At 57.4% G+C, this 14,862-nt stretch carries 14 protein-coding genes and 1 other annotated feature; of the genes, 3 read left to right on the top strand and 11 right to left on the bottom strand.

From position 1 onward, the window contains the following. Positions 1–19: 19 nt before the first annotated feature. The 4 genes from LRM19_RS13060 to LRM19_RS13045 all read right to left on the bottom strand — a co-directional run bounded on the left by LRM19_RS13060 (position 20) and on the right by LRM19_RS13045 (position 3,738). Positions 20–367 (bottom strand): DUF202 domain-containing protein, encoded by a 348-nt coding sequence (locus tag LRM19_RS13060; RefSeq protein WP_271369068.1) that lies wholly within the window; start codon positions 365–367, stop codon positions 20–22. Next, positions 357–704, bottom strand: coding sequence for a YidH family protein (locus LRM19_RS13055; protein ID WP_115876760.1), 348 nt, complete (start codon positions 702–704; stop codon positions 357–359). The genes LRM19_RS13060 and LRM19_RS13055 overlap by 11 nt, the downstream gene beginning before the upstream one ends. A 92-nt stretch (positions 705–796) precedes the next feature. After that, on the bottom strand, positions 797–2,119 hold the full coding sequence (locus LRM19_RS13050) for a 6-phospho-alpha-glucosidase (RefSeq protein ID WP_271369067.1): 1,323 nt from the start codon (positions 2,117–2,119) through the stop codon (positions 797–799). Next, on the bottom strand, positions 2,116–3,738 hold the full coding sequence (locus tag LRM19_RS13045; RefSeq protein WP_271369066.1) for an alpha-glucoside-specific PTS transporter subunit IIBC: 1,623 nt from the start codon (positions 3,736–3,738) through the stop codon (positions 2,116–2,118). The genes LRM19_RS13050 and LRM19_RS13045 overlap by 4 nt, the downstream gene beginning before the upstream one ends. 221 nt (positions 3,739–3,959) lie before the next feature. Between LRM19_RS13045 and LRM19_RS13040 the strand changes: the two genes are divergently transcribed. After that, complete coding sequence (locus LRM19_RS13040; RefSeq protein WP_023618235.1) at positions 3,960–4,706, top strand: GntR family transcriptional regulator; 747 nt, start codon at positions 3,960–3,962, stop codon at positions 4,704–4,706. Here the strand turns inward: LRM19_RS13040 and LRM19_RS13035 are convergent. The 3 genes from LRM19_RS13035 to ibpA all read right to left on the bottom strand — a co-directional run bounded on the left by LRM19_RS13035 (position 4,674) and on the right by ibpA (position 7,473). Beyond that, the gene (locus tag LRM19_RS13035) at positions 4,674–6,335 is read right to left on the bottom strand and encodes a putative transporter (RefSeq protein ID WP_271369065.1); all 1,662 of its coding nucleotides are present in this window, start codon (positions 6,333–6,335) and stop codon (positions 4,674–4,676) included. The genes LRM19_RS13040 and LRM19_RS13035 overlap by 33 nt on opposite strands. 165 nt (positions 6,336–6,500) lie before the next feature. Beyond that, positions 6,501–6,929: a small heat shock chaperone IbpB gene (gene ibpB, locus LRM19_RS13030; RefSeq protein ID WP_271369064.1), complete on the bottom strand. Its 429-nt coding sequence runs from the start codon at positions 6,927–6,929 to the stop codon at positions 6,501–6,503. Between the two features lie 133 nt (positions 6,930–7,062). Continuing rightward, complete coding sequence (ibpA, locus tag LRM19_RS13025; protein WP_008500162.1) at positions 7,063–7,473, bottom strand: small heat shock chaperone IbpA; 411 nt, start codon at positions 7,471–7,473, stop codon at positions 7,063–7,065. Continuing rightward, positions 7,467–7,538 (bottom strand) — a sequence feature (ROSE (Repression Of Heat Shock gene Expression) occurs in the 5'-region of heat shock genes and acts as an RNA thermometer to modulate expression.). Its footprint overlaps the gene before it by 7 nt. A gap of 248 nt (positions 7,539–7,786) precedes the next feature. On the opposite strand from ibpA, the gene LRM19_RS13020 reads away from it, so the two are divergent. Next, positions 7,787–8,119, top strand: coding sequence for a YceK/YidQ family lipoprotein (locus LRM19_RS13020; RefSeq protein ID WP_096150942.1), 333 nt, complete (start codon positions 7,787–7,789; stop codon positions 8,117–8,119). Here LRM19_RS13020 and LRM19_RS13015 read toward each other — a convergent pair. The 3 genes from LRM19_RS13015 to LRM19_RS13005 all read right to left on the bottom strand — a co-directional run bounded on the left by LRM19_RS13015 (position 8,116) and on the right by LRM19_RS13005 (position 11,349). Beyond that, a complete protein-coding gene (locus LRM19_RS13015; RefSeq protein ID WP_271369063.1) occupies positions 8,116–9,345 on the bottom strand; it encodes a DUF3748 domain-containing protein in 1,230 nt (409 codons plus the stop codon). The two genes, LRM19_RS13020 and LRM19_RS13015, sit on opposite strands and share 4 nt — an antisense overlap. A gap of 50 nt (positions 9,346–9,395) precedes the next feature. Further along, positions 9,396–10,208 (bottom strand): sugar-phosphatase, encoded by an 813-nt coding sequence (gene yidA / locus LRM19_RS13010; RefSeq protein ID WP_271369061.1) that lies wholly within the window; start codon positions 10,206–10,208, stop codon positions 9,396–9,398. Between the two features lie 115 nt (positions 10,209–10,323). Next, entirely contained in the window at positions 10,324–11,349 is a 1,026-nt protein-coding gene (locus tag LRM19_RS13005; RefSeq protein WP_271369060.1) for a zinc-dependent alcohol dehydrogenase family protein, read from the bottom strand. Between the two features lie 109 nt (positions 11,350–11,458). On the opposite strand from LRM19_RS13005, the gene LRM19_RS13000 reads away from it, so the two are divergent. Then, complete coding sequence (locus LRM19_RS13000) at positions 11,459–12,394, top strand: LysR family transcriptional regulator (protein WP_271369059.1); 936 nt, start codon at positions 11,459–11,461, stop codon at positions 12,392–12,394. Positions 12,395–12,428: 34 nt separating this feature from the next. Here LRM19_RS13000 and gyrB read toward each other — a convergent pair whose 3' ends face one another. Further along, positions 12,429–14,840: a DNA topoisomerase (ATP-hydrolyzing) subunit B gene (gene gyrB, locus LRM19_RS12995; RefSeq protein ID WP_127729011.1), complete on the bottom strand. Its 2,412-nt coding sequence runs from the start codon at positions 14,838–14,840 to the stop codon at positions 12,429–12,431. Between the last annotated feature and the right edge of the window lie 22 nt (positions 14,841–14,862).

The following is a 14,862-nucleotide window of genomic DNA, read 5'->3' as shown; positions in this document are numbered from 1 at the left end:
GCGTAGCCGCCACCGGGCTTTAAAAGCCCACAATTTGCTGAATGTGAGTCACTGCGAAGAGTAAAGACAGAGACAGCACGGCCAGCGCAATCAGGAACTTATCCCGCACCGCCTTCGGCTGCACAAAGTCGTTCTGCGCCACGTCCATCAGGTTACGGCTGCGGGTATAGCGCCATAAAACGATCGCCACCAGCGCCAGCACAACAAGCGAGATCCAGAACGGCACCCCGGTGCGGTGCCAGTTGTGCTTAATCGCCAGGGCAATCAGCGCGCCATACCCCAGCAGCGTACGCAGCCAGGCGAGCGACGTCCGCTCCGGCTGCAGGCCGGGGTCCGCTTCCCGTCGCGCTTTGCGGCTATCCGCCATAGAACACCAGCACCATCACCACGCCCGCCACCGCCAGCAAAACCGCGCTGATGATGAGTAACCCGCGCGTATAGGGCAGATCCTGCTTCAGGCGCATCGCCTTCTCATTGCGCAGCCAGCGCAGATAGCCGTAAACCGCCAGCACGCCCGCAAACAGGCACAGGAGCAGCGCCAGCACCTCTCGAATCAGCGGCGTGGCAAAATCAGGCGCGAGCTGGTCGAGACCCACCCCTGCGGCAAGGAATCCCAGCGCGGTGCGGATCCACGCTAAAAACGTGCGTTCATTAGCCAGCGAGAAGCGGTAGTCCGGCGCTTCGCCGAGGCGGGAAATTTTCATGAAGGTTCCTTGTCGAGCTACGGGCAGGCTTCAGCATAGCGTAAATCGACAAGGACAAGGAGACCGACATCGGGCGATGTCGGTCAGGACGATCAGTGCAGCTCTGGCCAGTAATCCTTGTTGGCCTCGATCAGGTCATCCAGAATCGCTTTCGCGACGGACGCGCTCGGCACGGTTTTCGACAGGGTAATCGCCTGCCAGAGTTTCTGGTACGAGCGCTGCTCCCAGGCATCCACCACCAGTTTTTCCACCGCTACCTGCTGGCTCATCAGCCCTTTCTGGAAGTGTGGAATATCGCCCACCGTAAGCGGCTCAGGACCGTTATGGCCGACCAGGCACGGTATCTCAACCATCGCGTCGGCATCGAAGTTATGGATGGCCCCGTTGTTTGGCACAATCAGAAGCATCCGCTCCTGGGTGTTAAAGGCAATGGCGGTCGCCAGATCGACGATGTACGACGCGTGTTCATCAATTTCCAGCTCACCGGCGGAGGATTTGCCCGCCTCGATAATCGCCCGGCAGGAACTGAACACATGCTTTTCACGGTGATCCATGACCTCATTGGCGCGGGTGCGTTCCGGGTTGGAATGCGCGACCACGTAGTCCGGGAACAGGTAATACTTCAGGTAGGTGTTCGGCATGGTGTCCGGATCCAGCGCCTGCACGTCTTTTGCTTTAGCGAACGTATCGTTCCAGCTCGCTTCGGTGTGCGCATCTTCCGAAGGCGGAACATAGCCGTTTTTCGCCACGTATTCGCGCAGCTTCGGCATCAGATCGTTGCCGTTCAGGTCTTCAATCGACGTCCACCAGCCGAAGTGATTCAGGCCGTAGTAGCGCACGCGCATCTCTTTGCGGTCCTTCAGGCCGACTATCTGCGCCATGCGCCCTTCAATGCCGATCGGCATATCGCAGATGTTGAGGATTTTGGCGTTCGGACGCAGGCGGCGCGTGGCTTCCGCGACAATCGCCGCCGGGTTGGAGTAGTTCAGCATCCACGCGTTTGGGGAGTACTGCTCCATGTAATCCACCAGCTCCAGCACGCCGCCGATAGAGCGCATGCCGTAGGAGATGCCGCCCGGGCCGCAGGTTTCCTGGCCCAGCACGCCGTGGCGCAGCGGGATTTTTTCATCTTTTTCACGCATTGGGTATTTGCCCACGCGGATATGCGCCATTACGAAATCGACATCGGTAAACGCCGCTTTCGGATTGGTGGTGTAGCTGAATTCAATCTCCGGAGCCTGCTCCTTAAGGATGATTTTGCACGCTTCGGCGATGGTCTCCTGACGCGCGCCGTCGTTGTCATAAAACTTCAGGGCGCGCAGCGGGAAACGGTCACGGTTGGCTAACAGCATCAGGACGATACCAGGCGTAAAGGTGCTGCCGCCGCCTGCAATGACAACTGAGAATTTTTTCATGATATAGCCTCTGTCAGGGTGGTTTGTTCATTCGTTAAGGGGGTTTTCATCAGCGATTCCAGCTGGTCGCGCACCTGAGGAACGTGCAGGCCGACAATCACCTGAATACCGTTGCCGCGTCGCACCACGCCGTGGGCGCCGAGGGCTTTGAAGACGTCATCGCTTTGCGTTTTCGCCATATCGACCAGGGCGATGCGCAGGCGGGTGGCGCAGTTGTTGATGCTTTCGATGTTGGCCGCGCCGCCAAGCGCCTGCAGGAACCCGGCGGCCTGTCCGACCTGCTGGCTGGCCGCCGCCGGGGCGGTGGTTTGCCCGCGCGCCGCCTTATAGTCGGCCTTGCTGTAGAGTTTGATTTCGCTCTCTTCCCGGCCCGGCGTTTTCAGGTTCAGACGCGCAATCAGCGTTTTGAAGACCACGAAGTAGATCCCGGTAAAGCAGAGGCCAATGCCGATCTGGGTGAAGACCATCGCGGCGTGGTTATGGAACATCGGGATCCAGTTTTGCGGCAGGAACTGGTCCAGCAGGCCGCCGCCCATGTTGCCGACCACGCCGAAGGCGTACATCACCGTCGCCATGGTCGCCGCCAGCACGGCGTGAACGGCAAACAGCAGCGGCGAGATAAACAGGAAGGTGAATTCGAGCGGTTCAGTAATGCCCACCAGCACCGCGGTAAGCGTGGCCGGGACCAGCAGCCCCGCGACCTTGACGCGGTTTTCCGGCGACGCGGTGTACCAGATCGCCAGCGCAATCCCGATCGAACCGAACACTTTTGAGTTACCGTGCAGGGCGAAGCCGCCTTCCGGGAAGAGGGTTTTCAGCGGCAGGGTGCTCTGGCTGAATTCCTGCAGGTGCTGCGCCCAGTAGACCTGAATTCCCCCTTCCACCGCCGCCGGGCCGAAGATGAACGGACCGTAGACGAAGTGGTGCAATCCGGTTGGGATCAGAATGCGTTCCAGGAAGGTATACACCCACACGCCCAGCGCCCCGGCAGAGCGCAGGAACGCCTGCAGAGACTCAATGCCCATCTGCACTTTCGGCCAGCCCAGCAGCGTCAGCCAGGCGCAGGGGATCATGACGAAGAACGCGAGGATAACGACAAACGAGCTGCCCTGGAAAATCCCCAGAAACACCGGCAGCGGCTTGTCAAAATAGCGGTTGTGGATGGCGGTGACGATGCCTGAAATCACGATGGCCCCGATGATGCTGGTATCGAGCGTTTTGATCCCGGCAATCATCGCCAGCCCGCTACCTGCCGTCGGTTCGGCGGAGAAATCGACGCCAAAGAAGTGGCCCCAGGTCATCCCCATCGCGTTGATAAAGTAGTTCCAGGTCAGGAAACTAATCAGCACCGCCAGACAGGCGCGGCCCTGGGCCTGCTTCGCCAGGCCAATCGGCAGGCCGACGGCAAAAATCAGCGGCATATTGCGGAACACCGCCCAACCGCCCTCTTCAATGATGTGAACAATCTGCGCGAAAAGATGATCGGGGGCCGTTAAGGCTTCGCCGACAAACAGCGGGTTGCGAAGCATGATGGCGATTCCCACCACGATCCCGGCGAACGGAAACAGCAACACCGGGGTAAACATGGCACCGCCAAAACGTTGTATTTGACTGAGCATTTTTAAATCCTCATGAAACAACCTGTAGGGGTAGAGGCCTTTATGGTTTTTTGCTGGCCTGAGGTGAGCATAAGAACTTACTGATGCGCGAACATGGCGTGCCGCTGCGATTCGTGATCGCATTCATGGTTTTATTTTGACCAATCAGGTCTACTTTTTGTGGTAAATATGGACATGTCAGGACGCCATCTACGCCCTGATAAGGGCAGAGAGGTCTACTGGTGATCTACAAATCCATTGCTGACAGATTGCGGCTGCGGCTGAATTCGTCGGACTACAACATCGGCAGCCCGCTGCCGGGCGAGAAAGCGCTGGCGCAGGAGTTTGGCGTGGCGCGCATGACCATCCGCAAGGCGCTGGATCTGCTGGTGAGCTGGGGGCTGGTTGAACGGCGGCACGGCAGCGGCACGTTTGTGTCGCGCAAAGACGTTCACCACGAAACCACCAACCTGACCGGGCTGGTGGAGGTGCTGCGTCAGCAGGGAAAAGAGGTGCAGAGCAAGGTGCTGCAGTTTGAAGTGATGCCCGCCCCGCCCGCCATCGCCAGCCAGCTGCGGATTCAGGTGGATGAGCGGATCTACTTTTCCAGACGGGTGCGCTACGTGGACGGAAAACCGCTGATGCTGGAGGACAGCTTTATGCCGGTGAAGCTGTTTCGCAACCTGTCGCTGGCGCATCTTGAAGGGTCAAAGTTTGATTACATCGAGAAGGAGTGCGGGATCACCATCAGCGGCAACTACGAGAGCCTGACGCCGGTGCTGGCCGATAAGCAGCTGGCGGGTTATATGAACCTGCCGGAACAGACGCCGCTGCTGCGCATTACGTCTCTTTCCTACAGCGACAGCGGCGAGTTCCTCAATTATTCAGTGATGTTCCGAAATACCAGTGATTACCAGGTGGACTACCATCTGCGGCGCATCCACCCGGACGACCTGCTAGCTCATCCCCCAGAACAGCACCGCCAGTAGCTGCGGAGTGATGATGCGCAGGAACATCACCAGCGGATAGACGGTGGCATAGGAGAGCGCTGCCGCGCCGCTGGTGGCGTGGAGGTTGTTGGCAAAGGCCAGCGCGGGCGGATCGGTCATGGAACCCGCCAGCATGCCGCACAGCGTCAGGTAGTTCATTTTGGCGAACATCCGCGCCAGTATGCCCACCGTCAGCAACGGGATCGCCGTGATAAAGATGCCGTAGCCGACCCAGCTCATCCCTTCGCCCTTGACCAGGGTATCGACAAAATCCCCGCCGGACTTCAGCCCGACCACCGCCAGGAATAGCACGATGCCCAGCTCGCGCAGCGCCAGGTTAGCGCTTGGCGGCATAAACCAGTAGAGCTTACCGATGCAGCCGATACGCCCGAGGATCAGCGCCATAATCAGCGGCCCGCCCGCCAGGCCCAGCTTGAGCGCCACCGGGAAGCCCGGTACGTACACAGGAATAGAACCGAGCAGCACGCCGAGCCCGATACCGATAAACACAGGCAGCATCTGCACCTGCTGCAGTTTCTGCTGGGCGTTGCCCACCATATCCGCTACGGCGTCAATGGACGAGGGGCGCCCAACCAGGTTGAGGATATCCCCGAACTGCAGGCTGGCCTCCGGGCTGGCGACCAGCTCGACACCCGCACGGTTAAGGCGGGAGATCACCACGTCATAGCGCTCTTTTACCTGCAGATCGCGTATTTTCTTGCCGAGAACATGCTCGTTTGTTACCACCACGCGCTCCACCCGCATATCGGTGCCGCGGGTTGAGAGCGAGGTATCCACTTCCTGACCAATCACCAGCCGCGCGTTATTTAAATCTCCGGGCTGACCGACAAGGTGCAGCAGATCGCCTTGCTGAATGACGGTGCCGGGTGCGGGGACCATCAGCATATCGTCGCGCTTAAGGCGGGAGCAGATGATATTGGCGCTGTTCAGGATCGGCACGTCCTGAATCGCCATATTATTCAGATTAGGGTTATCGACCCGAATATTGATGGTTTTGATCGGCATATGGCCGTTGGTGAGCGTGGTTTCATGGTCCTTCGCCTCTTTGTCGACGTTAATGCGAAACAGGACGCGGACCAGCCACATGGAGAGCAGAATGCCGCAAATGCCAAACGGATAGGCCATGGCGTAGCTCATCCCCATCTGGTCGACAATGCCGGGTTCGATACCCAAATCGCGAAGGATCTGCTGCCCCGCGCCGAGCGCAGGCGTGTTGGTGACCGCCCCGGAAAAAATGCCCAGTACTACGGGGAGCGGGATATCGAAGATTTTGTGCAGAATCGCGGTGACCAGCCCGCCCATTATCACAATGCCGAGGGCAAACAGGTTGAGCCGTAATCCGGAGACCCGAAGTGAGGCGAAAAACCCCGGTCCCACCTGAATACCGATAGTATAAACGAAGAGGATCAGGCCGAACTCCTGGGTAAAGTGGAGCATTTCGGCGCTGAGGACCAGCCCGAGCTTGTCGGCAAAGTGCCCGACAAAAATGCCGCCAAACAGCACCCCGCCTATCCCAAACCCAACGCCGCGGATTTTGATATTCCCTATCCACAGGCCAACAACAGCGACCAGGGCCAACACGCTTACGGTTAACGCGATATCACTCATGATCCACTTCCTTGGCATAACCTTAGTTATGCTAAGGATTCTCTCAGAGCCGTGGGCGGTTGTATGGGCGATGGCGCACAAAAAAGCCCTGTCGTGGCAGGGCTTTATCTTTTCACCCTCTCCCTGTGGGAGAGGGCCGGGGTGAGGGCACCAGCCCGCACACTGTTAACTGTTTAACGCCGGCCGGTCGCTAATGGCGATACGCTGTGGCGCGATGGCTTCCGGCACGTTACGGGTCAGGTCGATATGCAGCAGCCCGTTGGTAAACGTTGCGCCGGAGACGTCCATATGGTCTGCCAGAGTAAAGCTCAGGCTAAACGGCTGATTAACCAGCCCCTGATGCAGCCATGTGGTCTCGGTCTCTTGTTTCTCCGGCGTACCTTTCACGGTCAGACGCGTGCCTTCGAGCTGGATATCCAGATCCTCCTGGCGGAAGCCGGCCAGCGCCAGGCTGATGCGATAGTGGTTATCGTCGCTTTTTTCGATGTTGTAAGGCGGAAAAGTCTGTTGCTCAGCGGTGTTTTGCAGGGCGTTAGCCAGTTTGTCAAAACCAATCCACTGACGAAGCAAGGGGGATAAATCGTAGTTACGCATACTAAATCTCCTTCTGAGAAGCGAGTTCGGCACAATTTTTTGTGCGCAGTTGTTCCTGCAAATCCAGGTGGATTCGCATATGCTCCCGTTACGGCAAGCAAGTCCGGGTGGGCCGCTCGCGCGACCCGCATAATTAGTTAATTTCGATACGACGCGGTTTTTTCTCTTCCGGAATCACACGTTCCAGTTCGATAAACAGCAGGCCGTTGACCAGGTTCGCGCCTTTCACGTGAATGTTCTCGGCTAACTGGAACTTGCGTTCAAAGTTGCGCTCGGCGATGCCCTGATAAAGGTAGGTACGTTCTTTCTGCTCGGCCGTATGGGAACCTTTCACCACCAGCAGGTTGTCCTGAGCGGTGATTTCCAGTTCGTTTTCTGCAAAACCGGCGACGGCAATGGCGATGCGGTAGTGGTTTTCGTCAACCAGCTCAACATTGTATGGAGGGTAGCCGTTGCTCTGGCTTTGGTTATTTTCTAAATGATTAAACAGGCGGTCAAAACCAATTGCAGAACGGTAGAGCGGAGAAAGATCGAAGTTACGCATAAATAAAACTCCTGAAATCAGCGAGAAGTTGAAGCCTTCCACCATGGACAGGCCTTTGCGCCCCCGAACACCCATCAGGCGAGTTCGTTATCGGGCCACATGATTAAAATGGGTCTGCAATCGGCCTTTTCAAGAACGACACCTGCACTTTTTTTTGCACTTTCCTGCATCTCGCTTAGACTGGGACAACAGCACAAAGGGTTAAATTGCGATGGCTGCCACAGTGCGGGGTTATCGGGCTATCCATTTTGGATAAGGCTCGCTATAACCCTGAGTTGAAGGTCTATGCAGTGCCATTAACGATGACTGAGTGATGATGAAAAATGTTCTGATAAAGCTGACGACGTTCAGCGGGGTTGTTTTACTTTGCGGGTGTTCGAGCGTGATGTCTCACACCGGCGGTAAAGAAGGAACATATCCGGGGACGCGAGCCAGCGCGACGATGCTCTCCGATGACGATACAAACTGGGGCACCAAATCCCTGGTAATCCTCGATATGCCGTTTACGGCCGTGGCGGATACGCTTCTGCTGCCGTGGGATATGTTTCGTAAGGACAACTCCGTACGTTCACGGGTAGAAAAAAGCGAGCAGGAGAATCTGGCGACAAACGCCGTCATCCCGCCCGCTGACATGCCTCCACGCTAGCGCTGCGCGGTTTCCGTTACCCAAAGCTGACGGAAACCGGCTGTCTCTTCCATCCATGCAATAACGCGTCCGTCCGGAGAAAACACGACCGCATCAGCAGACGGCGGATTGCCGTGATCGGACGTCAAAAACGTCACCTCTCCGGTCTGTGCATCGCAGCACGCGATCCTATTTTCGAGCACAAACCCCAAACGATCGCCGGAAGGATGCCAGTTAAATGCAGACTGGATATCGCTTCCGTTTCGCGTCAACTGGCGCGGCTCGCCGCCCTCCGGCGAGATCAGCCACAGCTGCACAATACCGTTATCATCCCGCATCAGAAACGCAATCTGTGTCCCCTGCGGATTACTGCGAACCCAGTGACGCGGCACGTTTACCAGACCCGGATACGCCCTCTGATGCGTAAAGGTTAAACGACGCTGTTCTACTCCCGCTGGCGGCGCTGGCAGGGTATCCGTCGTGCCCTGTAGCGGCGCATCGCCCGCACGCTTCCAGCCCTGCTCGTCTTCGGGCAGATTAACAATAAAAAGTTCAGGCACTTTCTCGCCCGTTGCAGACAGGGTATCGCCGATAAACGCCAGCCTGTCGTTGCCCACCCAGCCCTCTTCGTAAGCGCGGTTAATCTCGTCGCTGCCCGGCTGCGGATTGGGCGTCGTGCGGCTAACCAGTACGCTCCAGAAGGTTCCCGAATATTCACGGGGATGGTTCCCCTGCGGGTTTACCGGACCGAAAGGCGCCGCCACGCCGACGTTGCGTAAATCAAGTTTAGGATCGCGCTCGTGGAGCACGTGGTCGTTATAGGTAAAGCTGACGAGCAGGCCGTTCGGGCTGAAGACATGGACGTGGCTTCCGCCGCGCAGCGCGCCAGGAGTGTACGGCGAAGTGATATCCATCGCGTCCAGGTTGCTCAACTGGCCGTGATGCGCAATCACCCCCTGACGATGATGAAAATCGTAGTGCCAGTCTGCATCCGGATTTTTCGGACCGTGGATAAACACGTATTTCTCCTGCGCGGGATGAACGGTCACCACGCCGACATGCGCGCCGTCAGTGGCGCGATAAACCACCTCCACCTCACCCGTGCCGACGTTGACCCGCTCGATGGTTTCACCGGTGAACGACGCACCTGACGGGCGCACGTCATAGACCAGCCACTGGCTGTCCGGCGTCCAGGTATTGATGTTGGTCAGCTGGTGGTTGCGGGAAGCGAAGGTGATTTGTTTCATGAGGATACCCTGATGCACAGTTATCGCATCAGGGTATAGCAAGCGGGTGTTTAGTTCAGCACAAACTTCTCGATCGCGTAGGCCACGCCGTCTTCGAGGTTGGATTTGGTGACAAAATTAGCCACTTCTTTCACCGACGGAATAGCGTTTTCCATCGCCACGCCCATGCCCGCATATTCAATCATCGCGATGTCGTTTTCCTGATCGCCCAGGGCCATGATTTCATCCGGCTTAATGCCCAGCGCGTCGGCCAGCGATTTAACGCCGGTGCCTTTATTGACGCGTTTATCGAGGATTTCGAGGAAGTACGGCGCACTTTTCAGCACGGTGTATTTCTCTTTCACCTCGGCCGGAATGCGCGCAATCGCCTTATCCAGGATCTCCGGCTCGTCAATCATCATCACTTTCAGGAACTGGGTCGCCGGGTCCATCTTCTCGGCTTCACAGAACACCAGCGGAATGGTCGCAACGTAGGATTCATGTACCGTGTAGTAGCTGATATCACGGTTGGCGGTGTAAAGCGTATTGCGATCGAGGGCGTGGAAGTGGGAGCCCACCTCACGGGACAGTTTTTCCAGGAACAAGTAGTCATCGTAGCTCAGCGCGGTTTGCGCAACCGTACTGCCATCCGCGGCTTTCTGTACCAGCGCGCCGTTATAGGTGATGCAGTAGTCGCCAGGCTGATTCATGTGCAGCTCTTTCAGGTAGCTGTGCACGCCCGCATACGGACGCCCCGTGGTCAGAACCACATTCACGCCCTTTGCGCGCGCCGCGGCGATCGCGTTTTTAACGGCTGGAGAGATGGTGTGGTCCGGCAACAGCAGCGTGCCGTCCATATCGATTGCAATGAGTTTGATAGCCATGAGTTCCCCAGAATAAATGAGTGCTGCCTCATGCTAACGCGATTAAGCACACAAAAATAGAGCTACATTGCGCAACAGGAACACCCCTTTTACGTTTATTCCGGGGAACAAAGGCTTACTCGCGGGTGAGAACGATTTTACCGAACGCGCCGCGATCCAGATGTCCAAGTGCCTGTTCAAGCTCGTTAAAGCGGTAGCGATGCTCAATCACCGGCTTCAGTCCCGTGACGTCAACAGCGCGAACGAAATCTTCCAGCGCCCTGCGGTGGCCTACGCCGATCCCCTGAATGACGGGAGATTTCAGCAACAGTTCGCCAGCAGAGAGCGAAATGTTAGACCCGGCCAGCACGCCAATGACCGATATGCGTCCATGAACGGCAACGGCGCGCAGGGAATGCTTCAGGTTCTCTCCGCCCACGGTTTCAATAATATGGTCGATGCCGCGATCCTGAGTCAGCGCCAGCGTATTTTCAGCCCAGTCGCCTTTCAGACGGTTGATGCCCTGGCTGGCCCCCAGCGTTTTGGCCAGCGCCAGTTTTTCATCGCTCCCCGAGGTGACAAACACCTCCGCGCCGTGCGCTTTGGCAATTTGCAGGGCGAAAATCGCCACGCCGCCCGTTCCCTGTACCAGCACCGATTGCCCGGCGCGCAGCTGACCGCGTTCCACCAGCGCAAACCAGGCGGTAAGCCCTGCGCAGGGTAAGGTGCTGGCCTCGGCGTCATCCAGGGTCTCCGGGGAGGCCGCCAGCGCGTCTTCCTTCACAATCACGTACTCGGCCAGCATTCCCTGGAAGTATCCGCCGGACGTTTTATAGGGCAAATTGCGCGCGTCAGCCTGCGGTTTACCGTCGATCCACTCCGGGAAGAAGGTTGAGATGACGCGGGCGCCTGGCTGGAAACGCGTGACGCCTTCACCAATGCTGTCGACGACGCCCGCCATGTCAGACGCCGGGGTAAACGGGAAGGAAAGCGGAATCGGCATCGTGCCTTCAATCACCATTTTGTCGCGATAGTTGAGCGCGACGGCATTCACCCTTACGCGCACTTCACCCGGACCGGGCTGTGGAATGGGCTCCTGAATAAGCGTAAGGCTCTCGCGCCCGAGGGCGCTCATCGTCCAGCGTTGCATTGTCTCGGTCATTTTTTTCTCCGGCCATCAAGTAAGCTTTGGTCCTGACAGTCTACCGTTGACTTATGATCTCCAGTGGCGATAAGTTTTCTCTTTATTGATGCCTGAATGGATACAATCCATGACCGATACGCTGAAAGATATTCCTGTTTTTGTCGCTGCCGTTGAGGCGGGAAGTTTTGCTCAGGCCGCAGTTCGCCTGCACCTGTCGCGCTCGGCGGTAGGAAAAAGCATCGCTCGCCTTGAGGAACGCCTGGGAGTACGGCTCTTTCAGCGCACCACCCGCAGCCAGAGACTGACCGATAACGGCGCCCTTTTTTATGAACGCTGCCTGCGCGCGCTGGAGGAGATTCGGGGCGCAGAATCGCTGCTTGAAACAGGGAAACAGCAGGTCAGTGGCCGCCTGCGCGTTGCCATGCCGGTGCTGTTTGGTCGCCAGTGCGTCGCGCCGCTGCTGATAGCGCTGGCACAGGAACACCCCGGGCTTGAACTGGAGATGTCATTCAGCGACCGCGTGGTGGATCTCGTCGAGGAAGGGTTTGATATGGCGGTGCGTAACGGCACGCTTCAGGACAGCAGCGTGCTGGTCGCCAGAAAGCTGGGAGAACACCGCATGGTGCTGTGCGCTTCGCCGGATTATCTGCTGAAAAAAGGCCAGCCGCAAAGCGTGGCTGATTTACCCCTTCATACGGCGATTAACTATCTGCGCGCAGGCAGAGTCCTCTCCTGGCAGCTGATGGATAATGAAGGGACCTCGCACACCTTTACACCCCGATCGTCGCTCAATATGGATGATTTGCAGGCGATCTGCGACGCGGCGCTGGCCGGACACGGCATTGCATGGCTGCCCTGCTGGATGGTCGTTAAAGAAATCCATCAGGGTAAACTCGTCCCGCTTTTAAAGCAGGCACCGGATGTGCATTTCGACGTTCATGCGGTGTGGCAGCAGACGCCGCATCTGCCGCTGAGGGTAAGAATTGCGATCGATACGCTGGCGAGCCGTTTACCTTCCGTGATGTCGCTGGATATGGCTGCGCCCATAAAAAAGCCGCGCTAAAAGCGCGGCCAGTTATCGTGCGGTATAACGTCGATTAAATATCGATATTTGCCGCTTTCAGGGCGTTCTCTTCGATGAAGGCACGACGTGGTTCTACCGCATCACCCATGAGGGTTGTGAACAGCTGGTCTGCAGCAATCGCGTCCTTAACGGTAACGCGCAGCATGCGGCGGCTTTCCGGATCCATGGTGGTTTCCCACAGCTGCTCCGGGTTCATTTCGCCCAGACCTTTATAGCGCTGGATCGCAAGACCACGACGGGACTCTTTCACCAGCCAGTCCAGCGCCTGCTCGAAGCTGGCTACCGGCTGACGACGTTCGCCACGTTCGATGAACGCATCGTCTTCAATCAGACCGCGCAGCTTCTCGCCTAGCGTGCAGATACGACGGTATTCCGGACCGGTCACAAATTCGTGCTCCAGCGGATAGTCGGTGTCGACGCCGTGAGTACGCACGCGAACGATCGGCTCGAACTGCTGATCGGCATTCTGCTGAACATCGCATTTCCACTGGCTGCCGTGCTGCTCTTTTTCGTTGAGATCGGTCACCAGGGCGTTCACCCAGCGAGTGACGGTCTGCTCGTTGCTCAGATCGGCTTCGGTCAGGGTTGGCTGATAAACCAGTTCCTTCAGCAGCGTTTTCGGATAACGGCGTTCCATACGCGTGATCATTTTCTGCGTGGCGTTGAACTCGGACACCAGACGCTCCAGCGGCTCACCGGCCAGCGCAGGGGCGTGGGAGTTCGCATGCAGGGTCGCGCCATCAAGGGCGATCGCGATTTGGTACTGATCCATCGCTTCGTCATCTTTGATGTACTGTTCCTGCTTGCCTTTTTTCACCTTGTACAGAGGCGGCTGGGCAATGTATACGTGGCCACGTTCAACGATTTCAGGCATCTGACGATAGAAGAAGGTCAACAGCAGCGTACGAATGTGCGAGCCGTCGACGTCCGCATCGGTCATGATGATGATGCTGTGGTAGCGCAGTTTGTCCGGGTTGTACTCGTCACGGCCGATACCGCAGCCCAGCGCGGTGATGAGCGTCGCCACTTCCTGAGAAGAGAGCATCTTGTCGAAGCGCGCCTTCTCAACGTTGAGGATTTTACCCTTCAGCGGCAGGATAGCCTGGTTCTTACGGTTACGACCCTGCTTCGCAGAGCCGCCCGCGGAGTCCCCTTCCACGAGGTACAGTTCGGACAATGCCGGGTCGCGTTCCTGACAGTCAGCCAGTTTGCCCGGCAGGCCTGCCAGGTCCAGCGCGCCTTTACGGCGGGTCATTTCACGCGCTTTACGCGCCGCTTCACGGGCACGCGCCGCATCGATAATTTTGCCCACCACGATTTTCGCGTCGGACGGGTTTTCCAGCAGGTATTCGCTCAGCAGTTCGTTCATCTGCTGCTCAACCGCCGATTTCACCTCAGAAGAGACCAGCTTGTCTTTGGTCTGTGAGGAGAACTTCGGATCCGGCACCTTCACGGAAACCACGGCAATCAGGCCTTCACGGGCATCGTCACCGGTGGCGCTGACTTTCGCTTTCTTGCTGTAGCCTTCTTTGTCCATGTAGGCGTTCAGGGTACGGGTCATCGCCGCACGGAAGCCTGCAAGGTGAGTACCACCGTCACGCTGTGGAATGTTGTTGGTAAAGCAGTAGATGTTTTCCTGGAAACCATCGTTCCACTGCAGCGCCACTTCCACGCCGATACCGTCTTTTTCGGTGGAGAAGTAGAAGATATTCGGGTGAATAGGCGTTTTGTTCTTGTTCAGATACTCAACGAACGCCTTGATACCGCCTTCGTAGTGGAAGTGGTCTTCTTTGTTATCACGCTTGTCGCGCAGGCGAATCGAGACGCCGGAGTTCAGGAACGACAGTTCACGCAGGCGTTTCGCCAGGATGTCGTACTCGAACTCGGTGACGTTGGTGAAGGTTTCGAGGCTCGGCCAGAAACGCACCATGGTACCGGTTTTGTCGGTGTCGCCCGTAACGGCCAGCGGTGCCTGCGGCACGCCGTGCGTATAAAGCTGACGGTGGATTTTGCCTTCGCGCTGGATAACCAGCTCCAGCTTCTGCGACAGGGCGTTTACTACCGAAACACCTACGCCGTGCAGGCCGCCGGAAACTTTATAGGAGTTATCGTCGAACTTACCGCCTGCGTGCAGGACGGTCATGATCACTTCCGCTGCAGAGACGCCCTCTTCCGGGTGAATACCGGTTGGGATGCCACGACCGTCATCGGTGACGGAGACGGAGTTGTCCGCATGGATGGTGACCACGATGTCTTTACAGTGACCCGCGAGCGCTTCGTCGATAGCGTTATCTACCACCTCGAATACCATGTGGTGCAGACCGGTGCCGTCATCCGTGTCGCCGATATACATACCCGGGCGCTTACGCACCGCATCCAGCCCTTTCAGGACTTTGATACTGGAGGAGTCATAAGAATTCGACATCAACGTTTCTCGCTCATTTCAA

Source organism: Enterobacter sp. PI-10 (assembly GCF_027947695.1).
Taxonomy (GTDB): domain Bacteria; phylum Pseudomonadota; class Gammaproteobacteria; order Enterobacterales; family Enterobacteriaceae; genus Enterobacter; species Enterobacter vonholyi.
The sequence above is the reverse complement of the archived record's forward strand: the minus strand, read 5'-3'. Positions and strand labels throughout refer to the sequence as shown.